General features: G+C 73.2%; 16 protein-coding genes. 8 read left to right on the top strand and 8 right to left on the bottom strand.

Features of this window, described 5'->3' with window-relative positions; translation table 11 throughout:
* Positions 1–86 precede the first annotated feature (86 nt).
* Together tnpB and MUK52_RS06140 are read right to left on the bottom strand one after the other, a co-directional pair.
* Positions 87–1,544 carry an IS607 family element RNA-guided endonuclease TnpB gene (gene tnpB / locus MUK52_RS06145; protein ID WP_284574979.1) on the bottom strand — a complete coding sequence of 486 codons (1,458 nt, stop codon included), beginning with the start codon at positions 1,542–1,544 and terminating at the stop codon, positions 87–89.
* Positions 1,541–2,134: an IS607 family transposase gene (locus MUK52_RS06140; protein ID WP_284574978.1), complete on the bottom strand. Its 594-nt coding sequence runs from the start codon at positions 2,132–2,134 to the stop codon at positions 1,541–1,543. Before MUK52_RS06140 ends, tnpB begins: the two co-directional genes overlap by 4 nt.
* Before the next feature lie 588 nt (positions 2,135–2,722).
* Here MUK52_RS06140 and MUK52_RS06135 point away from each other — a divergent pair.
* Positions 2,723–3,028: an ATP-binding protein gene (locus tag MUK52_RS06135; RefSeq protein ID WP_472913508.1), complete on the top strand. Its 306-nt coding sequence runs from the start codon at positions 2,723–2,725 to the stop codon at positions 3,026–3,028.
* 52 nt (positions 3,029–3,080) lie between these two features.
* Here the strand turns inward: MUK52_RS06135 and MUK52_RS06130 are convergent, their stop codons facing one another.
* Positions 3,081–4,136, bottom strand: coding sequence for a DUF2637 domain-containing protein (locus tag MUK52_RS06130; protein WP_114054830.1), 1,056 nt, complete (start codon positions 4,134–4,136; stop codon positions 3,081–3,083).
* A gap of 245 nt (positions 4,137–4,381) precedes the next feature.
* Entirely contained in the window at positions 4,382–5,221 is an 840-nt protein-coding gene (locus MUK52_RS06125; protein ID WP_284574977.1) for a (2Fe-2S)-binding protein, read from the bottom strand.
* Between the two features lie 68 nt (positions 5,222–5,289).
* On the opposite strand from MUK52_RS06125, the gene MUK52_RS06120 reads away from it, so the two are divergent.
* Positions 5,290–6,024, top strand: a complete 735-nt coding sequence (locus MUK52_RS06120) for a GntR family transcriptional regulator (protein WP_114054832.1) — start codon at positions 5,290–5,292, stop codon at positions 6,022–6,024.
* Between the two features lie 64 nt (positions 6,025–6,088).
* Here MUK52_RS06120 and MUK52_RS06115 read toward each other — a convergent pair whose 3' ends face one another.
* Both MUK52_RS06115 and MUK52_RS06110 read right to left on the bottom strand, forming a co-directional pair.
* Positions 6,089–6,877 (bottom strand): hypothetical protein, encoded by a 789-nt coding sequence (locus MUK52_RS06115; RefSeq protein ID WP_114054833.1) that lies wholly within the window; start codon positions 6,875–6,877, stop codon positions 6,089–6,091.
* Between the two features lie 166 nt (positions 6,878–7,043).
* Positions 7,044–8,723, bottom strand: a complete 1,680-nt coding sequence (locus tag MUK52_RS06110) for a PucR family transcriptional regulator (RefSeq protein WP_114054834.1) — start codon at positions 8,721–8,723, stop codon at positions 7,044–7,046.
* Between the two features lie 254 nt (positions 8,724–8,977).
* On the opposite strand from MUK52_RS06110, the gene MUK52_RS06105 reads away from it, so the two are divergent.
* The 6 genes from MUK52_RS06105 to MUK52_RS06080 all read left to right on the top strand — a co-directional run bounded on the left by MUK52_RS06105 (position 8,978) and on the right by MUK52_RS06080 (position 17,361).
* Positions 8,978–9,871, top strand: a complete 894-nt coding sequence (locus tag MUK52_RS06105; protein WP_114054835.1) for an FAD binding domain-containing protein — start codon at positions 8,978–8,980, stop codon at positions 9,869–9,871.
* A gap of 2 nt (positions 9,872–9,873) precedes the next feature.
* A complete protein-coding gene (locus MUK52_RS06100) occupies positions 9,874–10,479 on the top strand; it encodes a (2Fe-2S)-binding protein (RefSeq protein ID WP_114054836.1) in 606 nt (201 codons plus the stop codon).
* A gap of 2 nt (positions 10,480–10,481) precedes the next feature.
* A complete protein-coding gene (pucD, locus tag MUK52_RS06095) occupies positions 10,482–12,884 on the top strand; it encodes a xanthine dehydrogenase subunit D (RefSeq protein ID WP_284574976.1) in 2,403 nt (800 codons plus the stop codon).
* Between the two features lie 362 nt (positions 12,885–13,246).
* The gene (locus MUK52_RS06090; protein WP_284574975.1) at positions 13,247–14,713 is read left to right on the top strand and encodes an NCS2 family permease; all 1,467 of its coding nucleotides are present in this window, start codon (positions 13,247–13,249) and stop codon (positions 14,711–14,713) included.
* A 66-nt stretch (positions 14,714–14,779) separates the two neighbouring features.
* A complete protein-coding gene (locus MUK52_RS06085) occupies positions 14,780–15,958 on the top strand; it encodes an XdhC family protein (RefSeq protein ID WP_284574974.1) in 1,179 nt (392 codons plus the stop codon).
* 107 nt (positions 15,959–16,065) lie between these two features.
* Positions 16,066–17,361 carry a YncE family protein gene (locus tag MUK52_RS06080; protein ID WP_284574973.1) on the top strand — a complete coding sequence of 432 codons (1,296 nt, stop codon included), beginning with the start codon at positions 16,066–16,068 and terminating at the stop codon, positions 17,359–17,361.
* 7 nt (positions 17,362–17,368) lie between these two features.
* Here the strand turns inward: MUK52_RS06080 and MUK52_RS06075 are convergent, their stop codons facing one another.
* Complete coding sequence (locus tag MUK52_RS06075; RefSeq protein ID WP_114054841.1) at positions 17,369–19,588, bottom strand: terpene synthase family protein; 2,220 nt, start codon at positions 19,586–19,588, stop codon at positions 17,369–17,371.
* A gap of 198 nt (positions 19,589–19,786) precedes the next feature.
* Positions 19,787–23,404 carry a cobaltochelatase subunit CobN gene (cobN, locus tag MUK52_RS06070; protein ID WP_284574972.1) on the bottom strand — a complete coding sequence of 1,206 codons (3,618 nt, stop codon included), beginning with the start codon at positions 23,402–23,404 and terminating at the stop codon, positions 19,787–19,789.
* Positions 23,405–23,433 lie beyond the last annotated feature (29 nt).

The raw sequence follows: 23,433 nt of genomic DNA, 5'->3' as shown, positions 1-23,433 counted from the left end.
TCGCGGTGCGGGAGATTTCCTCCCGTTGCTTTGAGCCTCAGCAGCTCTCAGCATTCCGGGCATTTCGGCCCGGAAGGTCCGTCTCGTCACCAAAGCGTGAGGGCTTCGGCTTGAGTACGGTCTCTCGTTTCTGTCTGCCGCTGGTGCGGCAGGGTTGCGCCACCTGCCCGCCCCGCCTCCGCCTTGCGGCGGGGGCGGGTGGCGCGGGTCTTGCGGTCGGCTCCACGAGGCTTCGACACCACCACGCTGGTGTCCTGGTCTCCGGCCACTCCGGTACCAGTGGTGCAGGCCGCCGCGAGGGCGGCGAGGTTGAGCGCGGCGTTGTCGTCCCGGTCGATGACCAGGTGGCAGGCGTCGCACTCGAAGGTCCGGACGTGCAGCGGCAGCTTGGCTTTCACCGCGCCGCACCCGGAACAGGTCTTCGAGGAGGGGTACCAGCGGTTCGCGACCACAAGGCGGGTGGCGTGGCGCTGGCCGGTCTTGTAGGTGAGCAGGCGGCGGATCTCCCCGAACCCGGCATCGGCGATGCGGCGGGCCAGACGCCGGTTGCGGAGCATTCCGGCGACGTTGAGGTCTTCGACCACGACGGTGCCGTACTCGGCGGCCACGGCGGTGGTGAGCTTGTGCAGGGCGTCCTCGCGGAGGTTCGCCACCCGGTGGTGCACGCGGTTGCGGGCCGCGTTGGCCTTCTCCCAGCGGCGGGACGGCTTCTGCCCGGTGCGCCGGTCGGGGCCCTGACGCCGGGACACGGTCCGGGAGGCGCGGCGCAGCTGCGCGCGGGCGGCGTCGTAGTGGCCCGGGTTCGCGACGGTGCGGATCTCGCCCGTCGAGTCGGCCATCACGGCGAGGGCCTTCACACCGAGGTCGATGCCGACCGCCACATCCGGGCGAGCCACGCGCACGATGTCGCGCTTGACCTCGACCTGGAACGAGGCGAACCAGCGTCCGCGCTCGTGCCGCACGGCCGCGGACAGGATCCGGGCTGTCCCGGCCTGGACGCGGCCGAGGAGCTTCACCGTCGGCTCGTGGGTGCGGATCGTCCCGAGGCGGGGGAGGGTGACGTGCCAGCCGTCGGCGTCCACACGGATGGTGCCCGTGGTGAACCGGCAGGCAAGACGCGCCTTCCGCTTCGGCTTGAACCGGGGGACGCCCATCCGGGCGCCCTTCCGCTTGCCGTTCTTCGACTTCGCGTAGTTGTCGAACGCGGACGACGCGTTCGCCAGCCCGGTGGAGTACGCCTCCTTGGAGTTCCCCTCCCACCACCCGGCGAACCGGGGGTCGGTGTGCTTGGCCTCGTTGAACGCCTTCCGCAGCGACGGAAGCGACCACGGCCGCCACTCGGTCAGCGACTCCTCGGGGATCCCGTAGGTCTCCTCCGCGCGGCGCTGCCACCACGACGCCGTCACCCAGCCCACAGCCCAGTTGTACGCGGCCCGCGCGGCACCGCAGTGCGAACGCAACGCGGCCTCCTGGGAGGCGTTCGGGTCCAGGGCGAACCGAAACGCCTGCACCACGAACCCGGGCTGCGGGCGGAACTTCTTCACCCGGCGTCCTCGCCGGTCGCCACGGCCACCGCGCGAGCGGCCCGGTTCTTCGCCGCCCGCCGCCCGTACAGGCGCACGCACGTCGACGTGAGCACCTCGGTGATGTCCCCTACGAGGTCATCGGCGGTCTCGGTGGTCTCGGTGGGGTCGAGGACGACCAGACGCCGCCCGGACGCCGACAGGACCGCTTCGAGGTGCTCGACACCGAAGTGGGCCAGCCGGTCGCGGTGCTCGACCACGATCACCGCCGCCTGCGGGTCGGACAGCACCCGGTGCAACTTCCGGCGCCGGCCGTTCAGCCCCGAGTCGACCTCGGCGACGACCTCGGCGACGGCCAGGCCCAGCCCGTTCGCGCCGGCCACGACCCGGGCCGTCTGCCGGTCAAGGTCTGCTTTCTGGTCGGCGGACGAGACACGGCAGTACGCGACCACCCGCCCCGCCTCCGCGACGGCGGCCGGAGCGGGCTCATCGACCAGCCACGTCCCGGACGGCGCCTGGCGGACCGGCACGGGCATCTTCCCGTCCCTCACCCACCGCCAAGCGGTCTGGTAGCTCACGCCCTGCTGACGGGCCCACTCCGAAAGCTTCACAAGACCAACGTACGCAAGACAGCCGACTAGAGGTGACTATCAATGACTAGGAAACGTGTAGCAGCTTTCACCCCCTCGGGCAGTACGGGGCGACTGGCGAAACGGGTTTGCCCGGCAGGGCGGGGCGCGGGCGAGGGCGGTTGTTTTCGGACGGGCGGGGCCGGGGTGGGAGGGTGCGCTCGGTTCGGTGACCTGTCGGTCCCGTAGGGGAGGGGGTCGGGAGCGGTGACCGGAATGGCGCGGGTCGGGGGTCGCGGGCGGCTTGAAGGCCCGGAAGGGGAGGGGGCCTCCGGTGGCTTGAATCGTGGTGGGGGCCGGGTCTGCGGCTGAGGCCGTAGGAGTGCGGTGGGTAGCGGAGGGAATGCATTCCGAGACCTGTTCGAGATGCAAGGGGACGCGGGGGAGGTCGCCGTGCAGGTGGGCGCTAAGGCCGGGAAGCAGTGGCGCAGGGGGCGGCCCGTGCCGCGGGAGCCGGCCGAGAGGGAGGACCTGTCGGCGTCGGCCCTGCCCGTTGCGGAGGTGACACGGAGTCTGCGGCGCGCGGATCTCAAGGGTGTGGCCGAAGTCAGGAAGGACTTGAGGGAGTTGATGCGGCGGCGGTGTCGGGCCGAAGCCGTCGAGACCGCCGAGCTGCTGGCCACCGAGCTGGTCACCAACGCCCTCGTGCACACGGAGTACGGCGCCGAGGTGACGGTGCGGCTTGCCGGGGGGCGGCTGCGGGTCGAGGTCGGGGACGGGGCCCCGGGGCGGCCCAGGCCGTACGTACCGGTCGTCGACGACGCAACGCACGGGAGGGGGCTGGCGCTCGTGGAGGCGCTGGCTGCCGCCTGGGGAGTGGAGACCGGTACCGGCCGGGGCAAGGTCGTGTGGTTCGAGCTCGTGGACACCGCCTGACGGCACGGGGAAGGGCCCGCCTGGTGGGGCGGGCCCTCGGAGGCAGGAGCTGTCAGCCGAACTGCTGTTCCAGGTCCTTGAGTTTGCGTTCCAGGGAGTCGAGTCGGGGGAGGGTCTGGGTGTCGTCCTCGGCGGTCAGGTCGACCGTCCGGGGGCCTGTCACCTCAGTGCTTACGGCCTGCAGGGAGGGGCGTCGGGGCGGAGCGGGCAGTTGTCCGTGTTCCGCTATGGCCGGCTCCGCGCCGACCGGCGCGGAGCCCGCGGCGGAGGTGAGCCCCGCCATGTCGACCTGCCGGCCGCGGGAGCGGCCGAAGAGGGGCGTGCGGTTCTGCCGGCCCAGGGCCTTCAGGCGCGCCTTGTTCAGGCGGTTCTGGTCGCGCCTGCGGTGCCGGTCCGCTTCCTTCTCCCGCCGGTCCTCGCGCACCTCGTCGACGGCCTCGTCGAGCGTGCGGACGCCTTCGAGGAGCATGAGGGACCACGCGCCGAAGGTCTCCCGGGGGGCGCGCAGCCAGCGGACCATGCGGATCTGCGGCAGCGGGCGCGGGATCAGGCCCTGTTCGCGCAAGGCCGCCCTGCGGGTCTGCTTCAGGGCCCGGTCGAAGAGGACCGCCGCGGACAGCGACATGCCGGCGAAGAACTGCGGAGCGCCGTCGTGGCCGATCCCGCGGGGCGCGTGCACCCAGTTGAACCAGGCCGCCGCTCCGGCGAACAGCCACACCAGCATGCGCGAACCCAGCGCGGCGTCGCCATGGCTCGCCTCGCGGACGGCGAGGACCGAGCAGAACATCGCGGCGCCGTCCAGGCCGAACGGGACCAGGTACTCCCAGCCGCCCGAGAGGCTCAGGTTCTGCCGGCCGAAGCCGACCAGCCCGTGGAAGGAGAGAGCGGCCGCGACCGCCGCACAGCAGAAGAGCAGGACGTAGGAAGCGGTCCCGTAGACGGCCTCCTTGCGGCGCCGGCGCTCCTCGCTGCGCTCCCAGGAGTCCTCCGCCGCGGCCTTCTCGCCCTCGCGCTTGCCCCGGGCCAGTACCGCAACTGCCGCAAGTACGCCCAGGATCAACAGGCTGCCGGGCAGCAGCCAGTCCAGCGATATGTCGGTCAGTCTCATGCGGTGTCCCTTGCTTCGCTTATGCGGCCTACCGGGGCCATGGTGGCGCAGGGGATCTGCTTCGCACGCGGGTTTCGGAGCAAGTGGACGCCATCGGGGGCCGTGGCCCGCCGGATAGGGTGTTGTGACTCGAACTGCCGTATGGATATCGGGAGTTGTGTTCGAGCGGAGGCGGTCGGGCGGGTGGGAGCGGCGCCCGCCGCTCCGGGCGGCGCGGGCGGATTCCGTGCCGGCGGGGCGGAACGTTACGCCGCCGTGCGCGCCGCGAGGCGGGCGATGCGGTCCTCGTCGGAAGTGCGCGGGCACGTGACGCACGTGTCCTTCGGGCGGATCGTGTAGAAGAGGCAGCAGCTCGCGCGGTCCCGTGTCGGCATGCGGGCCCCGTCCGGCGCCGTGAGCGTACGGAAGCCCGCGCCGCCGGCGTACGGGGCGGTCGAGCCGGGCAGGAGCGCCTCCAGCTCGGCGATCGCCCGGTCCTCCTCGTCCAGCATCCGGCCCACGTACCACAGGCTCGCCACGACGTCGTCCGTCGCCATGCCCCACAGGGCGCGCCGCCTGCGCCGCATGCGCGGACCGAAGGCCTCCAGGAGCGGTTCGAGGTGCTGCGCCACCGCAGCGCGCACCTCGGCCCGCAGGGCCTCCCCGTCGGGCACGACCCGGGCCCCGGGGAGGCCTGCCGCCGGATCGGTCGGCAGGCAGGCGAAGGATGGCGTGTGCACGCTCATGATTCCGCCGGTCCTGTGGTACGCGACCTCCTGGAGCCGCGGCACGCGGCGGTGCAGGAACCAGGGGACGGTGATCAGCAGACAGGCGGGCCAGGCGTAGCGGTGCAGGCCGAACGTGGCGACCACGTCGGGTCGGGCCTCGCGGCCGTAGTCCCGCATGATCTGCGCCTTGTCCCACGCCAGGTAGGCCTCCGCGGCGGGGCCGCCCGCCGCGAGCTCGTCCGCGCCGATCCACCCCACACCGCGGGGGGCGGGATCGTGCGCGGCGCGCTCGACGACCCGGAGGCCTTCGTATGCCTCCGTCAGCCGTGCGTACGCGCCCGCCAGGGGGGAAGTGGCGACAGGGGCGGGCGCGGACATGGCGGATCACCGATTCAGGCAAGGCGGACAAAGGTAAGCCTTACCTTAGCTGAAGGTGGTGGGTTTGTATGCCCTTTTCCGGGCCGATCTCAACTATTCTCCCGAGAGGCCGAGACCCACAGGAGGACCGAGTGCACGAGGCGGCCCACGCAGGGGTGTCGGCGCTGATCCCGACGCAGAAGGTGCTGCGCCATTCCGTACGGGCGCAGGTACTGGAGGCGCTGCGCGCCGCCCTGGTCGACGGCGAGCTGGAGCCCGGCGGAATCTACTCCGGCCCCGCGCTGGCGGACCGTTTCGGCGTGTCCGCGACGCCGGTCCGCGAGGCGATGCAGCAGCTGGCCCTGGAAGGGGCCGTGGAGTGCCTGCCGAATCGGGGCTTCCGGGTGCTGTCGCGGACCCCGCGGGCCCTGGCCGAGCTGGCCGAGGTGCGGGCGCTGCTGGAGGTGCCCGTCATGCTGCGGCTGGCGCGGACCGTCGCCCCGGAGGCCTGGGCGGCCCTGCGGCCGGCGGCCGCCGCCACCGCCGACGCCGCCGCGGCCGGGGACCCGGCCCGCTACGCCGAGGCCGACCGTGCCTTCCACCGGCAGGTCCTCGGCCTCGCGGGCAACGAGCAGCTCGTCCAGGTCGCGGAGGAGCTGCACCGCCGCTCCCAGTGGCCGCTGCCCGGGGCGCCCCGGGTGCGGCGCGCCGATCTCGTCGCCGACGCGGCCGAGCACGCGGCTCTGCTGGAGGCACTGGTCGCCGGTGAGCTGGCGGCCGTGGAGACGCTGGTGCGGGAGCACTTCGCCGGATCCGCCGCCTGAGCCTGCCGGATCGTCCCGGCCGGGCGGGATCCGGGCGGGCGGGATCGGATCAGGCGGGATCGGATCAGGCGGGATCCGGAAGGGACGGCCTCGGGTGGAGCTGGTCCGCCAGCCACGTGGGGATGCCGCCCAGGAGGTGGAACAGGCGGTGCGCCTCGGCGCGCAGCCGGCTCGCCTCCGGTTCCGGCTCGGCCTCCGCGAGTGCCGCCAGGGCCGGCGCGGTGCCGACGAGGAAGCCCAGCTCCTCGCGGATGCGGAGCGACTCCGCGAAGCCCTTGCGGGCCTCCGCGACCTCCCCGTCGCGCAGGGCCAGCGCGGCCAGGTGCCGCCAGGTGAACGACAGCAGCAGCGTGTCCCCGTTGGCCGCGGCCCCCGCGTGGGCGCGGCGGTAGGCCGGGCGGGCCGACTGGGGGGCGTCCGCCAGGTGCTCGGCGACCAGGCCCCGGCGGAAGTCCAGCAGCGGGCGGGTGCGGGATCCCGGGGACAGCAGGGCGGCCGCCCGGCCCAGCGCCGAGCGGGCCTCGTCGGAGCGGTCGCGCACCCCGAGGACCGTGGCCGCGTACGCCAGGTGGCCGCGCTCGCAGGCCGCCGCGCCGCGCTCGTCGTCGTCCCCGGCCACCGCCTCCGCGACGCGCAGCGCGTCCTCCGCCTCCGCCCAGCCCTGGCCGGTGAACAGGCACCGCTCGACCAGCAGCGCGGTCCGCTGCACGGCGGCTCCGGCGTCCTCCTGGTGCGCGGTCAGCAGGGCCGCCGCGTCCGTCCAGCAGCCGCGTGAGCGCAGCCGCCATATCGCCCGCTGGAGGGGGTCGTCCCCCCCGGTCGTTCCGGCACCGGACATGGCGGTGTCCGCCACATTGCCCTCCCCAAAGCAACCAAGCAGCACGTCTTCGAGCCCTGGGGCGAAATGAGAGCACGGATCGGCAGGTTCGGCCAAGGGGTCGGGTGAACTCTTTCACAAAGTCCGGACACCTCGTCAGAACCGTGCATCCCCCACGGAACAACCGGCCCTGCGGAACGCCTCAGCTCATGCGCAGTGCGAGGAAGAAGTCGAGCTTGTCCTCCAGCCGGGACAGGTCGCGGGACGTCAACTGCTCGATTCGCCCGACCCGGTAGCGCAGCGTGTTGACGTGCAGGTGCAGCCGCGTCGCGCAGCGCGTCCACGAACCGTCGCAGTCCAGGAACGCCTCCAGCGTCGGGATCAGCTCCGCGCGGTGGCGGCGGTCGTAGTCCCGCAGCGGGTCCAGCAGGCGCGCCGTGAACGCGCGGCGCACGTCGTCCGGGACGAACGGCAGCAGCAGCACGTGCGAGGCGAGCTCGTGGTGGCCTGCCGCGCAGACCCGGCCGGGGCGCGCGGCGGCGACCCGCCGGGCGTGCCGGGCCTCCTCCAGCGCGCCGCGCAGCCCCTCGGCGGAGTGCACGGCGGCGCTGACGCCGAGGGTGAGGCGGCCGTCGTCGGCGAGGCCCGCGCGCAGTGGCTCCCGTACGGTCGCGAGGAGCTCGTCGGCGTGCAGGGCGGCCTGCGGGGCCTTGTCCTCCGCGCCCTCCCCGGTCTGCGCGGGCAGCGGCACGAGGGCGATGGCCTCGTCGCCGGTGTGGGCGACCGCGATGCGGTCCGAGGGCTCCGGCCCGGACACGGACGGGTCGACGAGGATCTCCTCCAGCAGCGACTGCGCCACCGGCCCGCCGGGGATGTCGCCGCCCTCCCAGTCCACCCGGGCCACGACGACCTGCCAGTGCGGGGCCGCGCCGAGCCCCGGCAGCAGCACCGGGGCCGCGACGCGCAGGCGCGCGGCGATCTCGGCGGGCGGGGCGCCCGTCTGGACGAGCTCCAGCACCTCCTGGGCCAGGCGGCGGCGCACCGTGCGGGCGGCGTCGCGCCGGTCCCGCTCGACGGCGATCAGCTGGGTGACGCCCTGGAGCAGGTCGAGCCGCTCCGCCGGCCAGTCGCCCGCGTCGGCCTCGACGGCCAGCAGCCAGTCCGACAGCACGCTCTCGCGCACGTCGCGGCCGCCCGGGCCGCCCGGGGCGCGGCCCGCTCCCCTGATCGGGAACAGCGAGTAGGCAATACCCTGGAGGGAGATCCGGTGCGGGCCCCTGCGCCCGGTGCGGACCGCCGCGAGGTGCTCGCCGGCCAGGGCCGCACAGATGCCCGGCGGCAGGGGCTCTCCCGCTCCGGCGATCTGCCGGCCCGTGGGGGAGAGCACCCACGCGCGCAGATCGAGGTCGGTGGTGAGCAGATCGAGCACCACGTCGGGGCCGCCGCCCGCGGGACCGGAGGTCATCAGCCGGCGGTGGCGGTCGACGACGGCCGCGAGGTCGCCGGCGCGCTCGCCGGAGACCTGCCGCACCACGTACTCCGTGATGGTGGCGAATGCAACGTCCTCGTTCACCGCGAACAGCGGGAGCCGGTGGTGCCGGCAGGCGGCGACGAGGTCGTCGGGGATGTCGCCCAGCTCCGCCTCGCCCGCGGCGAGGCCGGCGACGCCCGCGCTCGCGAGGATTCGTACGAACGGCTCGGAGTCGGCTGAATTTCTTCGCCACGCCAGGCCCGTCAGGACGAGTTCGCCCCCGGTGAGGTACCGGCTGGGATCCCTCAGGTCCGTCGTCATGACGCCGCGGACCGTCCGGTCGAGTTCGTCCTCGCCGCCCAGCAGCCGCAGCCCCAGCGCCTCGGTTTCCAGCAGTGCGCGCAGCCGCATGGTGTCGCCGCCGATCTGTCTCGAATGTTGCCGTCGGAAATCGGGCAGGTCAGTGCATCCTGCCTTTCATACGAATCTACAAGACGAGGGAGGCCGCCAGCCAACTCCTTCATGGTTTCGGTGACTGCACCGCAGGGACGCGCGGCTTGTGTACTGACTCCACACCGCGTTAACAGCAAGTGAACGACCAGTCGAGGGCCCTTCGGCCTCCTGGCCCCCAAGCGAACGACCCGATTACAAGAAGAGAGCCGCACATGGACTTCCTTCGCCCCGCCGGCTGGGAGGAGGCACTCGCCGCCAAGGCCGAGTACCCCACAGCCGTGCCGATTGCGGGTGGCACCGACATCATGGTCGAGATCAACTTCGACCACCGCCGTCCGGAGTACCTCCTCGACCTGAACCGCATCGAACTGCTGCGGGAGTGGGAGGTAGGCGAGGAGGTCACCAGGGTCGGCGCCTCCGTCCCGTACACGCACATCATGGAGAACCTGCGCGAGACGCTCCCCGGGCTCGCGCTCGCCTCGCACACGGTCGCCTCCCCGCAGATCCGCAACCGCGGCGGCGTCGGCGGCAACCTGGGCTGCGCCTCTCCCGCGGGCGACTCCCACCCCGCCCTCCTCGCCGCCGGCGCCGAGGTCGAGGTCGAGTCCGTCCGCGGCACCCGCATGATTCCGATCGACGAGTTCTACACCGGCGTCAAGCGCAACGCGCTCGCCCCCGACGAGCTCATCAAGGCGATCCACGTCAAGAACGCCACCGGTCCGCAGCAGTACTCCAAGGTCGGCACCCGCAACGCGATGGTCATCGCCGTGTGCGCCTTCGGCCTCGCGCTGCACCCCGAGACCCGCACCGTGCGGACGGGCATCGGCTCGGCCGCGCCCACGCCCATCCGGGCGAAGGCCGCCGAGGAGTTCCTGAACGCCGCCCTGGAGGAGGGCGGCTTCTGGGACAGCGGCAAGGTCATCACCCCGTCGATCGCCAAGCAGTTCGGTGAGCTCGCCTCCGGCGCCTGCAACCCGATCGACGACGTCCGCGGCACGGCGAAGTACCGCCGGCACGCGGTCGGCATCATGGCTCGCCGCCAGCTCGTCTGGACGTGGGAGCAGTACCGCGGCTCGAACGGCCGCCCGCTCGAAGGGGCTGCGTAACCATGCGCGTCAATTTCACTGTCAACGGTCGTCCGCAGCAGGCCGACGACGTCTGGGAGGGCGAGTCCCTCCTGTACGTCCTGCGTGAGCGCCTGGGCCTGCCCGGCTCGAAGAACGCCTGCGAGCAGGGCGAGTGCGGATCCTGCACCGTACGCCTCGACGGCGTGCCCGTCTGCTCCTGTCTCGTCGCCGCCGGCCAGGTCGAGGGCCGCGACGTCGTGACCGTCGAGGGCCTGGCCGACTTCGCCCGCAAGCGCGGGGAGCACGGCCACGGCGGGGCCTGCGGCACCGGCGCCTGCGGCGGCGCGGCCGGCGTGTCCACGGACGAGGCGCAGCGCTGGTCCGCGAAGGGCACCGACTCGCAGACCGGCGAGGGCGTGGAGCTGTCCGGCATCCAGCAGGCGTTCATCGACGCCGGCGCCGTCCAGTGCGGCTTCTGCACCCCGGGCCTGCTGGTCCAGGCCGACGCCCTGCTGGAGCAGAACCCGGACCCGACCGACCAGGACATCCGCGAGGCCCTGTCCGGCAACCTCTGCCGCTGCACGGGCTACGAGAAGATCCTCGACGCGGTCCGCCTGGCGGCCGCCCGCCAGGGAGAGGCGGTCTGACCATGGCCAACACCCGCACCACTCCGTCCGGCACGCCGACGAACGTCTCCCAGAAGCACAGCCAGGGCGGCATCGGCGAGTCCACGCTCCGCCCCGACGGCACCCTCAAGGTCACCGGCGAGTTCGCGTACTCCTCCGACATGTGGCACGAGGACATGCTGTGGGGCCAGACCCTGCGCAGCCCCGTCGCGCACGCCGAGATCGCCGGCATCGACATCTCCGAGGCGCTGGCCCTGCCCGGCGTCTACTCGGTCCTCACCTACGCGGACCTGCCGACCGAGGTGAAGAACTACGGCCTGGAGATCCAGGACACCCCCGTCCTCGCCAACGGCCGGGTACGCCACCACGGCGAGCCGGTCGCCCTCGTCGCCGCCGACCACCCGGAGACGGCCCGCCGGGCCGCCGCCAAGATCAAGGTGGACTACCGGGAGCTGCCGCTCGTCACCGACGAGGCCTCCGCCCTCGCCCCCGGCGCGCCGCTCCTCCACGAGGGCCGCGACGACCACCACGCCGGGCACGTCCCGCACCCGAACATCGTGCACCGCCAGCCCATCGTCCGCGGCAACGTGGAGGAGGCCCGCAAGCGCGCCGACGTCATCGTCGAGGGCGAGTACACCTTCGGCATGCAGGACCAGGCGTTCCTCGGCCCCGAGTCCGGCCTCGCCGTACCCGGGGAGGACGGCGGCGTCGACCTGTACGTCGCCACCCAGTGGCTGCACTCCGACCTCCGGCAGATCGCCCCCGTCCTCGGCCTGCCCGAGGAGAAGGTCCGCATGACGCTGTCCGGCGTCGGCGGCGCCTTCGGCGGCCGCGAGGACATCTCCATGCAGATCCACGCCTGCCTGCTCGCCCTCGCCACGAACAAGCCGGTCAAGATGGTCTACAACCGGTTCGAGTCCTTCTTCGGCCACGTGCACCGCCACCCGGCCAAGCTGTACTACGAGCACGGCGCCACCAAGGACGGCAAGCTCACGCACATGAAGTGCCGGATCGTCCTGGACGGCGGCGCCTACGCGTCGGCCTCCCCGGCCGTCGTCGGCAACGCCTCCTCGCTCTCCGTCGGCCCGTACGTCGTCGACGACGTCGACATCGAGGCCATCGCCCTCTACACGAACAACCCGCCCTGCGGTGCCATGCGCGGCTTCGGCGCCGTCCAGGCCTGCTTCGCGTACGAGGCCCAGATGGACCGGCTCGCGGCGAAGCTGGGCATGGACCCGGTCGAGTTCCGGCAGCTCAACGCCATGGAGCAGGGCACGGTCATGCCGACCGGGCAGGTCGTGGACTCCCCGGCCCCGGTCGCCGAGCTGCTGCGCCGGGTCAAGGCCCGCCCGCTGCCGCCGGAGCGCCAGTGGGAGACCGCCGGCGAGGGCGCGGACGTCCGCGCGCTGCCCGGCGGCCTGTCGAACACCACCCACGGCGAGGGCGTCGTCCGCGGCGTCGGCTACGCGGTCGGCATCAAGAACGTCGGCTTCTCCGAGGGCTTCGACGACTACTCCACCGCCCGCGTGCGCCTGGAGGTCATCGGCGGCGAGGCCGTCGCCATGGTCCACACCGCCATGGCGGAGGTCGGCCAGGGCGGCGTCACCGTCCACGCCCAGATCGCCCGCACGGAGCTGGGCGTCACCCACGTGACGATCCACCCCGCCGACACCCAGGTCGGCTCCGCCGGCTCCACCTCCGCCTCCCGGCAGACGTACATGACCGGCGGCGCGGTGAAGAACACCTGCGAGGCCGTCCGCGAGAAGGTCCTGGAGATCGGCCGCCGGAAGAACGGCTCCTACCACCCCGCGTGGGCCACCGCCGAGCTGCTCCTGGAGGGCGGCAAGGTCGTCACCGACGGCGGCGAGGTCCTCGCGGACATCGCGGAGCTGCTGGAGGGCGAGGAGCCCATCGACCTGGAGCTGGAGTTCCGCCACCGTCCGACGGCCGCCTTCGACCTGGTCACCGGCCAGGGCGACGGCCACGTCCAGTACACCTTCGCCGCGCACCGCGCGGTGGTCGAGGTGGACACCGAGCTCGGCCTCGTCAAGGTCGTCGAGCTGGCCTGCGCCCAGGACGTCGGCAAGGCCCTCAACCCGCTCTCCGTCGTCGGCCAGATCCAGGGCGGCACCACCCAGGGCCTCGGCGTCGCGGTGATGGAGGAGATCATCGTCGACCCGAAGACCGCGAAGGTGCGCAACCCCTCCTTCACGGACTACCTGATCCCGACGATCCTCGACACCCCGAGCATCCCGGTCGACTACCTGGAGCTCGCCGACCCGAACGCGCCGTACGGCCTGCGCGGGCTCGGCGAGGCCCCGACCCTGTCGTCCACCCCGGCCGTCCTCGCGGCGATCCGGGCGGCGACCGGCCTGGAGCTCACCAAGACGCCGATCCGCCCGGAGGCCCTCACCGGCACCCTGTAGGACGGCGTCCTCCGGGGGCCGCGAGGCCCCCGGACCGCGAACTCTCCGGGCGGCGCGGCAGCAGGGCCCGCGCCCCGCCGCACCGCCCGGAGCCAAGGAAGTCCGGGACGCCCGCCGCACCGCTCGCGGCACGTCCCCGGCCGTACCCCCACGCAGGAACCGGCGGCACCGGCACCCCGGCGCCGCCACCGGAACCACCAGTACCGCAGAACCCCCGCAGTACCCGCAGTACACGCAGTGCAATTCGCGTCGCCTCGGGCCGTCACCCCGGGTCGTGCAGCCGAACGGCATTTCCCAAATCCCGCAGATCGCCTGGCATTCCAGGTGCGGGTGCCCCTTTGAACCTTGGGAGTTTAGGCACCATGACCCAATCGTCTGTGGAGCCCAAGACCACCGCGGAAGAGGCCGGCGACGGCTCTCGCACTCCCGCCGGGCGTTCTTGGCTCGACCGGTACTTCCACATCACCCATAGAGGGTCCAGCGTCGGCAACGAGATTCGTGGCGGCGTCACGACGTTCATGGCGATGGCGTACATCCTCCTGCTCAACCCCCTGATCCTCTCCGGCAAGGACGCCGCCGGGGACACCATGAGCCAGAAGGCCCTGATCACGGCGACCGCGTTCGCCGCGGCCGTGACCACCCTGCTCATGGGCTTCGTCGGCAAGGTGCCCCTCGCGCTGGCCGCCGGCCTCTCCGTGTCCGGCGTGCTCGCCTCGCAGGTCGCCCCGCAGATGACCTGGCCGCAGGCCATGGGCATGTGCGTCATGTACGGCGTCGTGATCTGTCTCCTGGTCGTCACCGGCCTCCGTGAGATGATCATGAATGCGATCCCGCTGGCCCTCAAGCACGCGATCACCATGGGCATCGGCCTCTTCGTCGCACTCATCGGCCTGGTGAAGGCCGGGTTCGTGCACGAGAACCCCGCCCCCGGCGGCGGCCCCGTCACCCTCGGCCCGACGGGCGAGCTGGCCGGCTGGCCGGTCCTGCTCTTCTCCGTCACCCTCCTGCTCATCTTCATGCTGCAGGCCCGCAAGGTCCCCGGCGCGATCCTCATCGGCATCGGCGTCGGCACCGTGCTCGCGGTCGTCCTGAACGCGATCGCCGACATCGACCCGAAGGCCTGGGCCAGCGGCCCGCCGGAGCTGAACGGCTCGGCGGTCTCCCTGCCGGACTTCTCGCTCTTCGGGGAGGTCGAGTTCGGCGGCTGGGGCGAGGTCGGCGCGATGACCGTCGGCATGATCGTCTTCACGCTGGTGCTGGCCGGCTTCTTCGACGCGATGGCCACCATCATCGGCGTCGGCACCGAGGCCAAGCTGGCCGACGACAAGGGCCGCATGCCGGGCCTGTCCAAGGCCCTCTTCATCGACGGCGCCGGCGGCGCCATCGGCGGCGTCGCGGGCGGCAGCGGCCAGACCGTGTTCGTCGAGTCCGCCACCGGCGTCGGCGAGGGCGCCCGCACGGGCCTGGCCTCGGTCGTCACCGGCCTCTTCTTCGCCCTGTGCATCTTCTTCACCCCGATCACGCAGATCGTCCCCGGCGAGGTCGCCTCGGCCGCGCTCGTGGTGATCGGCGCCATGATGATGCAGAACGCCCGCCACGTGGACTGGGCGGACGCCGCCACCGCCGTGCCGGTCTTCCTCACCGTCGTGATCATGCCGTTCACGTACACGATCACGGCCGGTGTCGCCGCCGGTGTCATCTCGCACGTCGCCATCAAGGTCGCGCAGGGCAAGGCCCGCGAGATCGGCGCGTTCATGTGGGCGCTCACCGCGATCTTCGTGGTGTTCTTCGCGCTCGACCCGATCGAGGGCTGGCTCGGCGTCCACTGACGCGGGCCCCGCCCCCGGTCCTCCACGCATCCGATACTGGAACCGAACCCCCTCCAGGAGGCCTCCATGCTGGACATCGCCGAAGAGCTGAACCGGTGGGTCGAGCAAGGGCGCGACTTCGCCGTCGCCACCGTCGTGGCGGTCACCGGCAGCGCGCCCCGGCAGCCCGGGGCGGCCCTCGCCGTCGACGAGGCGGGGACGGCCGTCGGCTCGGTCTCCGGCGGGTGCGTGGAGGGCGCGGTGTACGACCTGTGCGTGCAGGCGCTCCAGGACGGCGAGACCGTCCTGGAGCGCTTCGGATACAGCGACGACGACGCGTTCGCCGTGGGCCTGACCTGCGGCGGAATCATCGACATCCTCGTGACCCCGGTCCGCGCCGGCACCCCCGGGCGGCAGGTCTACGAGGCCGCGCTGGCCGCCGCCGCCCGCGGCGGGGCGGCCGCCGTCGCCCGCATCGCCGAAGGGCCGCAGGAACTGAAGGGCAGCGCCGTGCTCGTCCTCGGTGAGGACGGCGAGGACGGCGAGGACCGCGGGGACCGCTTCCTCGGCGGCTTCGGCGGCCACCCCGAACTGGACCGCATGGTCGCCGAGGAGGCCCGCGCCCTGCTCGACGCGGGGAAGACCGGCGTCCTGGAGGTCGGCGCCGACGGCCGGCTGTGCGGCGAGCCGCTCAAGGTGCTCGTCGAGTCCAGCGTCCCGCCCCCGCGGATGATCGTCTTCGGGGCCATCGACTTCGCGTCCGCCCTCGTGCGGATCGGCAAGTTCCTCGGCTACCACGTGACGCTGTGCGACGCGCGGCCCGTCTTCGCGACGAAGCAGCGCTTCCCCGAGGCCGACGAGATCGCCGTCGACTGGCCCCACCGCTACCTGGAGCGCACGGAGACCGACGGCCGGACCGTGCTGTGCGTCCTCACCCACGACGCCAAGTTCGACGTGCCGCTGCTGCGCCTCGCCCTGCGCCTGCCCGTCGCCTACGTCGGCGCCATGGGCTCCCGCAGGACCCACGAGGACCGCAACCGGCGGCTGCGCGACGTCGGCGTCACCGAGCTCGAACTGGCCCGCCTGCGCTCCCCGATCGGCCTGGACCTCGGCGCCCGCTCCCCGGAGGAGACCGCCCTGTCCATCGCCGCCGAGATCGTCGCCAACCGGCGGGGCGGCTCCGGGGCCGCACTGACCGGCGCCCACATCCCCATCCACCCCGACGCCCCGGCCACCGCGGCCCGGCGCATCGGCTCGGTGGCCTGACGGGCGGGCCGTACGGAAAAAGGGCGTGCCGCGAGGGTTGCGCCCTGCTGGGCTCCCCCCTAGTTTTACCGGCCGGTAACAGCGCCTTTCCGCCTGGGAGTTGAGCGATGCCCCGGACCGCCCGCACTGCCCGTACGCCCGTCCGCACGCTCCTCGCCGGCGGCGTGCTCGCCGCCGCGGCGCTCGCGGCGGCCGCCGCACCCGCGCCCGCCGCACCCCCCGCGCCCGCCTCGGCCCGGCCTGCCGCACCCGATGCGGCCGGGCTGCGCGAGGTGCTCTTCGTCGGCAACAACTGGGAGGGCACCGCCGACGTCCTCGCCTCCACCGGGGGCATGGAGCGCATCGGCCGCATCAACGTCGTCCCCGACAAGGAGGAGCGCCTCCGGGAGATCTACCTCAACCCGGTGAAGCTCGCCTTCTTCCTCGGGATCCGGCACAGCGCCGGCGAGGGCCACGACCAGCTCGTCGACGACATGTACACCACCCCCGACGGCTCCGCCGTGGTCGTCTCCCGCCCGAGCTTCGCCGACGTCGTCTCCCTCGACCTGCGCACCGGCCGCATCAACTGGCGCTTCCCCGTCTCCGGCTACCGCTCCGACCACATGGCCGTCTCGCCCGACGGCACCCGGGTCGCGGTGTCCGCGTCCACCTCGAACACCGTCCACGTCCTCGACATCGCGACCGGCCGCCAGGTCGGCTCGTTCGCCACCGGCGACAAGCCGCACGAGAACACCTTCTCCCGCGACGGCCGGCTGATCTGGAACGCCTCCATCGGCGAGGTCAACACCGCCCTGGACGCGCCCTGGCTCGACTGGACCAAGGGCGACCGGAAGTTCACCGTCGTGGACGCGCAGACCTTCCGCACCGTCCGCACCGTCGACATGCGCGAACGCCTCGACGCCGCCGGCCGCTCCGACCTGTCCGACTCGATCCGGCCGAACGCCTTCACCCCGGACGAGTCGATGCTGTACTTCCAGGTCTCCTTCTTCAACGGCTTCGCCGAGTACGACGTCGCCGCCGACCGCATCACCCGCGTCAAGACCCTCCCGAAGAACCCGAAGACCCCCGCCGACCGCACGGCCTGGGTCAACGACTCCCGCCACCACGGCATGGCCATGAGCCCGGACGGCGCGAAGCTGTGCATCGCCGGCACCATGGACGACTACGCCACCGTCGTGGACCGGGCCACCCTCGCCGAGGGGCCGCTCGTCCCCGCCGACAAGCCGTACTGGGCGACCGTCAGCGGCGACGGCACGGCCTGCGTCATCTCCGAGAGCGGCTCCGACCGCGTCACCGCCATCGACTTCGCCACCGGCGAGAAGCGGGTCTCCGTCCCCGTCGGCGACCACCCGCAGCGCGTCCGCCTCGGCCGGGTCCCGGCCGACTGGACCGGGACCCGGTAGCCGCGGCTCACGACGGCAGGGAGATCCGCGCCGCCGCCATCCCGAACCCGGGGCCCGCCAGGAGCGCCCGCAGCCCGGCGGGCCCAGGCCGCAGCTCCTCGTCCCGGTAACGGCGCACGCTGCGGTGCCAGTGGAGGATCGCCGCCATCCAGTCCTCCAGCTCCCGCACGTACGAGGCGAGCGCCGCCCGCTCCGCGGCCCCCAGCCCCCGGTCGTCGCACAGCACCGGCAGCTGGTGGTCGCGGACGTGCTCGAACTCCCGGGTGCGCTGCGCCAGCAGGTCGGCGACGATCGCGGCCGCCTGCGGGTAGTCGATGCCGAAGAAGTGCTGCGCGACGAGCACGTGGTTGTGCACCTCGCCCTCGAACTCGATCTCCTTCCGGTACGAGAACAGGTCGTTGACCAGGCAGCCGACGTCGGCGGCGGCGCTCTCCAGCGAGCGGACCGCCCCCTCGCGGCGCAGCTCCTCCGGGAAGGCGGTGCCGTCCCCGCGGCCGAGCCGGGCCAGGAACATCGTCAGGTCCGAGCCGAAGGTGAAGCGGCGCATCTCCGCGTAGTCCACCGGATCCGGCACCCGGTTCACGGCCGTGTTCGCGATCTCCCAGACCCAGGAGTCCAGCATCGCGACGACGTGGCGGCGGAACCCCGCGCGCGCCTGCCCGTCCAGACCGGCCGCGGTCCGCGCCCACAGGTCCGCCAGGCCGCGCTCCAGCGCGGTGAGCGGCTCCGGGCCCTGCCCCGGCTCCGGCGGCATCATCGCGGCGAGCCGGTCCGCAGCCGCCCGCGCGCCGCCGGGGTCCCGCGCCGCGCCGAACACCCGCGGGTAGTAGTCGTCCCCGTACGTGCCCCAGGCCAGCCACTGCGCGCCCAGCGACAGCGCCTCCGGCGCGGCGTCCGGGTCGATGCCCGCCGCGCACAGCGCCAGGTCCATGCCGGCCAGCACGTCCTCGGTCCAGACGTCCGAGCCGGGGTCGCCGGGCTGCGGTTCGAGCATCCCCACCACCCGGCACCACGCTGTGAGTTCGCGGCGGGCCCGGTCCAGGTGCGGGTTGAGGGACAGCGCGAACGGCAGGTCGATGTCCGGCAGGATCCGCCGCCCCACCTTCCGGAACGGCACGTGCGAGAACCGGCGCCGGCGCAGCTCCAGCGAGCGGGGCGTGAGGACCGAGCGCCAGTCCAGGGCCGCCGTCCCGAGGCCGCCGGGCAGGAACGGCAGGGTCCGCGGGGCGGAGCGCCGCGCCTCCTCGTTCATGTAGCGGCTGGAGGCCATGTGCCACTCGTGGCCGCCGGACTGCCAGTCCTGCAGGCCCTTCGCGTACGCCAGGACGGCCGCGGCCTCGTCGGGGCCGAGCCCGTGGCGGGCGGCGAGCGCGGGCACCTCCGCGAGGGCCGTGTACTCGAACTGCTCCAGCCGGGACGTCAGCAGGTCGTTGGCCAGGTCGGCGGCCTCCTGCGTGGTGCAGTCCAGGAAGGTCTCCAACACCAGGACCGCGTTGGAGAGTTCGCCCTCCTCCTCGACCTCGCGCCGGTACGAGAAGATGTCGTTGCGGATGTGCACGGCATCCGAGAAGGCGTCGCGGAGCACCTGGAGCGGCCGCGCGTGGGCCACCCGGGCGGGGACCTCCGCCGCCACGTACTCGACCAGCCCGGCCGACCAGGGCGCCCCGCCGACCTTGCGGCGCATCTCGATGTACTCCAGCGGGTTCGCGACCCGCCCCATGCCGATGTTGTGCAGCTCCCACATCGACTCGTTCAGCAGGTTCCGCGTCGATTCGGCGAACCGTTCCCTCCACGCCGCGGACATCGCCGGGACCGTGCGCTGCCACAGGTCCCTGAGGCCCGCCTCGACGGGGTTGGCCGGCTCGGGGAACCCGTCCGCGAGGTCCATCGGCATGAACGCGGCCAGTCCGTCGAGGTACGCCCGCGCGCCCTCGCGGTCCCCGCTGCGCTTGTACACCTCCAGGAAGTGGTCGTCGAAGAAGAACACCCACACGTACCAGTCGGTGACGAGCTCCAGGGCGTCGGCGCCGCAGTCGGGGTGGGTGTAGGAGCACAGCAGCGCGTAGTCGTGCGCGTCGAGGTCCTCCTGCGTCCAGACGCCGGAGCCCTCCAGCATCCCGAAGCCCCGGGCCCACCGCCGGGTGTGCTCCCTGGCGGCCTCCAGGTGCGGGTTGAGTCTCGCCGGGTACGGCACGTAGAAGTCCGGCAGGCGGAACGGCTGGGTCACGTCGGGGCAGGCCTTTCGGTCCGGGGCTGCGGAAGGCCGGAACCGTCCCCGGACGCCGTCCCCCCGCACGGGATCGGCTGTGCCCTACCCGCCTCCCGGCCGCCCCAAGTGCCGCTTCACCGCATCAGGTGAAGCGGCGCCGTCCACCGCACGCCGCCGCGCCGCGGACGCTATGGGCGGCGGCGTGCGGGGCCCGCGTCAGCCGCCGTCGGACTCCAGGTTGCCCTCGGTGTCCAGGTACACCTGCCGCAGCGCCTCCAGCACCTGCGGGTCCGGCTTCTCCCACATGCCGCGGGACTCCGCCTCCAGCAGCCGTTCGGCGATGCCGTGCAGCGCCCAGGGGTTGGCCTCCTCCAGGAACGCGCGGTTCTCCGGGTCCAGGACGTACGTCTCGGTCAGCTTGTCGTACATCCAGTCCGCGACCACGCCCGTCGTGGCGTCGTACCCGAACAGGTAGTCCACCGTCGCCGCCAGCTCGAAGGCGCCCTTGTAGCCGTGCCGGCGCATCGCCTCGATCCACCGCGGATTGACCACGCGGGCGCGGAAGACGCGGCTGGTCTCCTCCACCAGGGTGCGGGTCTTGACCGTCTCCGGGCGGGTGGAGTCGCCGATGTACGCCTCCGGCGCCGTGCCGCGCAGCGCGCGGACCGTCGCCACCATGCCGCCGTGGTACTGGAAGTAGTCGTCCGAGTCGGCGATGTCGTGCTCGCGGGTGTCCGTGTTCTTCGCGGCCACCGTGATCCGCTTGTACGCGGACTCCATCTCGGCGCGCGCCGGGCGGCCCTCCAGGCCGCGGCCGTACGCGTAGCCGCCCCACACCGTGTAGACCTCCGCCAGGTCGGCGTCGGTGCGCCAGTCCCGCGAGTCGATCAGCTGGAGGATGCCGGCGCCGTAGGTGCCCGGCCGGGAGCCGAAGATGCGGGTGGTGGCGCGCCGCTCGTCCCCGTGCTCGGCCAGGTCGGCCTGCGCGTGGGCCCGTACGAAGTTCTGCTCCGCCGGCTCGTCGAGCGCGGCCACGAGCCGTACCGCGTCGTCGAGCAGGCCGATGACGTGCGGGAAGGCGTCCCGGAAGAAGCCGGAGATGCGCAGCGTGACGTCGACGCGGGGCCGGCCCAGCTCGGCGGGCGGGATCGCCTCCAGGGAGGTCACCCGGCGCGAGGCCTCGTCCCACACCGGGCGCACGCCGAGGAGGGCCAGCGCCTCGGCGACGTCGTCGCCGGCCGTGCGCATCGCGCTCGTGCCCCACAGGGACAGGCCCACCGACGCCGGCCACTCGCCGTTGTCGGTGCGGTAGCGCTCCAGCAGCGACTCCGCCAGTGCCTGGCCGGTCTCCCACGCGAGGCGGGAGGGCACGGCCTTCGGGTCGACGGAGTAGAAGTTGCGGCCGGTCGGCAGCACGTTGACCAGGCCGCGCAGCGGCGAGCCGGACGGGCCGGCCGGGACGAACCGGCCGTCGAGCGCGGCCACCACGTGCGCGATCTCGTCGGTGGTGCCGGCCAGGCGGGGGACGACCTCGCGGGCCGCGAAGTCCAGCACCGCCGCGACCTGCTCCGGGTGCCCGGCGGCTACCCGGGACACGGCGGCCGGGTCCCAGCCGGCGTCCTCCATCGCCTGCACCAGCCCGCGCGCCGCCTCCTCCGCCTCGTCGGCGGAGGTGCGGGTCGCCTTGGACTCGTCCAGGCCGAGGGCCTCGCGCAGGCCGGGCAGGGCCGTGGTGCCGCCCCAGATCTGGCGGGCGCGCAGGATGGCCAGGACCAGGTTGACGCGGGCCTCACCGGCCGGGGCGCCGCCCAGGACGTGCAGGCCGTCGCGGATCTGCGCGTCCTTCACCTCGCACAGCCAGCCGTCGACGTGCAGCAGGAAGTCGTCGAAGCCGTCGTCGTCCGGGCGCTCCTCCAGGCCCAGGTCGTGGTCGAGCTTCGCGGCCTGGATCAGGGTCCAGATCTGCGCGCGGATCGCCGGCAGCTTCGCCGGGTCCATGGCGGAGATCTGCGCGTACTCGTCGAGGTGCTGCTCCAGGCGCGCGATGTCGCCGTACGACTCGGCGCGCGCCATCGGCGGCACCAGGTGGTCGACGAGGGTGGCGTGCACGCGCCGCTTGGCCTGGGTGCCCTCGCCCGGGTCGTTGACGAGGAACGGGTAGACGAGCGGCAGGTCGCCGAGCGCCGCGTCGGGGGCGCAGGCCGCGGACAGGCCCGCGTTCTTGCCCGGCAGCCACTCCAGGTTGCCGTGCTTGCCGAGGTGGATCATCGCGTCGGCGCCGAAGCCGCCGTCCTCGGCGGCGGCCTGGATCCACCGGTAGGCGGCCAGGTAGTGGTGCGACGGAGGCAGGTCCGGGTCGTGGTAGATCGCGATCGGGTTCTCGCCGAAGCCGCGCGGCGGCTGGATCAGGATCAGCAGGTTCCCGCGGCGCAGCGCCGCGAGGACGATGTCGCCCTCGGGGTTGGCCGAGCGGTCGACGAACATGCTGCCGGGGGCCTCACCCCAGTGCTCCTCGACCTGCTCGCGCAGCTCCGCCGGCAGTTCGGCGTACCAGCGCCTGTAGTCGGCCGCGGGGATGCGGACCGGGTTGCGGGCGAGCTGCTCCTCCGTCAGCCAGTCCTGGTCGTGGCCGCCGGCCTCGATCAGGGCGCGGATCAGCTCGTCGCCGTCGCCGGAGACCAGGCCCGGGATGTTCTCGGCCGGCCCGAAGTCGTAGCCGCCGTCGATGAGGGCGCGCAGCAGCCGGACCGCGCTCGCCGGGGTGTCGAGGCCCACGGCGTTGCCGATCCGGGAGTGCTTCGTCGGGTACGCCGACAGCACCAGTGCGATCTTCTTGTCGGCGCGGGCGATGTGCCGCAGCCGGGCGTGCCGCACGGCGATCCCGGCGACGCGCGCGGCGCGCTCGGGGTCGGCGACGTAGGCGGGCAGCCCGTCCGCGTCGAACTCCTTGAAGGAGAACGGCACGGTGATCAGGCGGCCGTCGAACTCGGGGACGGCGACCTGCGTCGCGGCGTCCAGCGGGGACAGGCCCTCGTCGTTCTCCTCCCAGGCGCTGCGCGACCCGGTCAGGCACAGCGCCTGCAGGACGGGCACGCCGAGGCGGGCCAGCGCGCCGGCGTCCCAGGACTCGTCGTCCCCGCCGGCGGAGGCGGTCGCCGGGCGGGTGCCGCCGGCCGCGAGGACGGTCGTGACGACGGCGTCGGCGCCCTCCAGGGCGGCGAGCAACTCCGGCTCGGGCGTGCGCAGGGAGGACACGTACAGCGGCACGGGCGACCCGCCCGCCGCGGTGATCGCGTCGCACAGCGCGTGCACGAAGGCGGTGTTGCCGCTCATCTGGTGGGCGCGGTAGTACAGCACGGCGATCCGCGGGCCGTCGGCCGCGGCGGACGGGGCGTCGGGGCGCTCCAGCGGGCCCCACGTCGGCGCGGCGGCGGGCGGCTCGAAGCCGTGGCCGGTCAGCAGCACCGTGTCGGACAGGAAGCGGGCCAGCTGCTCCAGGTTGTCCGGCCCGCCGTGCGCGAGGTAGGCGTGCGCCTCGGCCGCGATGCCGATCGGGACGGTCGAGGCCTCCATCAGCTGCGCGTCCGGGGCCTGTTCGCCGGTCAGCACGACGACCGGGCGGGTCTGCTCGCGGTCCAGGAGCACCTCCAGGCCGTCCTCCCAGGCGCGCAGGCCGCCGAGGAGGCGTACGACGACCAGGTCGGCGCCGTCGAGGAGGCCGGGCAGGTCGTCCAGGGGAAGGCGGGAGGGGTTCGCGAACCGGTAGGGGACGGGGCCCCCGGCGGCGCGGGCGCTGAGCAGATCGGTGTCGGACGTCGACAGCAGCAGGATCATGCGGCGGCAGGCCTTCCTCGGGGTTTCCG

It is taken from the genome of Streptomyces sp. 2P-4 (assembly GCF_030167965.1).
GTDB lineage: Bacteria > Actinomycetota > Actinomycetes > Streptomycetales > Streptomycetaceae > Streptomyces > Streptomyces globosus_A.
This window is presented reverse-complemented; position numbering and strand designations above follow the sequence as displayed.

Excerpts from the sequence above, each read along its gene's own strand:
- MUK52_RS06085 (WP_284574974.1), top strand. The coding sequence starts at position 14,780 with ATGCTGGACATCGCCGAAGAGCTGAACCGGTGGGTCGAGCAAGGGCGC.
- MUK52_RS06090 (WP_284574975.1), top strand. The coding sequence starts at position 13,247 with ATGACCCAATCGTCTGTGGAGCCCAAGACCACCGCGGAAGAGGCCGGC.
- MUK52_RS06120 (WP_114054832.1), top strand. The coding sequence starts at position 5,290 with ATGCCCTTTTCCGGGCCGATCTCAACTATTCTCCCGAGAGGCCGAGAC.
- MUK52_RS06130 (WP_114054830.1), bottom strand. The coding sequence starts at position 4,136 with ATGAGACTGACCGACATATCGCTGGACTGGCTGCTGCCCGGCAGCCTG.
- MUK52_RS06125 (WP_284574977.1), bottom strand. The coding sequence starts at position 5,221 with ATGTCCGCGCCCGCCCCTGTCGCCACTTCCCCCCTGGCGGGCGCGTAC.
- cobN (WP_284574972.1), bottom strand. The coding sequence starts at position 23,404 with ATGATCCTGCTGCTGTCGACGTCCGACACCGATCTGCTCAGCGCCCGC.
- MUK52_RS06080 (WP_284574973.1), top strand. The coding sequence starts at position 16,066 with ATGCCCCGGACCGCCCGCACTGCCCGTACGCCCGTCCGCACGCTCCTC.
- MUK52_RS06135 (WP_472913508.1), top strand. The coding sequence starts at position 2,723 with ATGCGGCGGCGGTGTCGGGCCGAAGCCGTCGAGACCGCCGAGCTGCTG.
- MUK52_RS06100 (WP_114054836.1), top strand. The coding sequence starts at position 9,874 with ATGCGCGTCAATTTCACTGTCAACGGTCGTCCGCAGCAGGCCGACGAC.
- pucD (WP_284574976.1), top strand. The coding sequence starts at position 10,482 with ATGGCCAACACCCGCACCACTCCGTCCGGCACGCCGACGAACGTCTCC.
- MUK52_RS06105 (WP_114054835.1), top strand. The coding sequence starts at position 8,978 with ATGGACTTCCTTCGCCCCGCCGGCTGGGAGGAGGCACTCGCCGCCAAG.
- MUK52_RS06110 (WP_114054834.1), bottom strand. The coding sequence starts at position 8,723 with ATGCGGCTGCGCGCACTGCTGGAAACCGAGGCGCTGGGGCTGCGGCTG.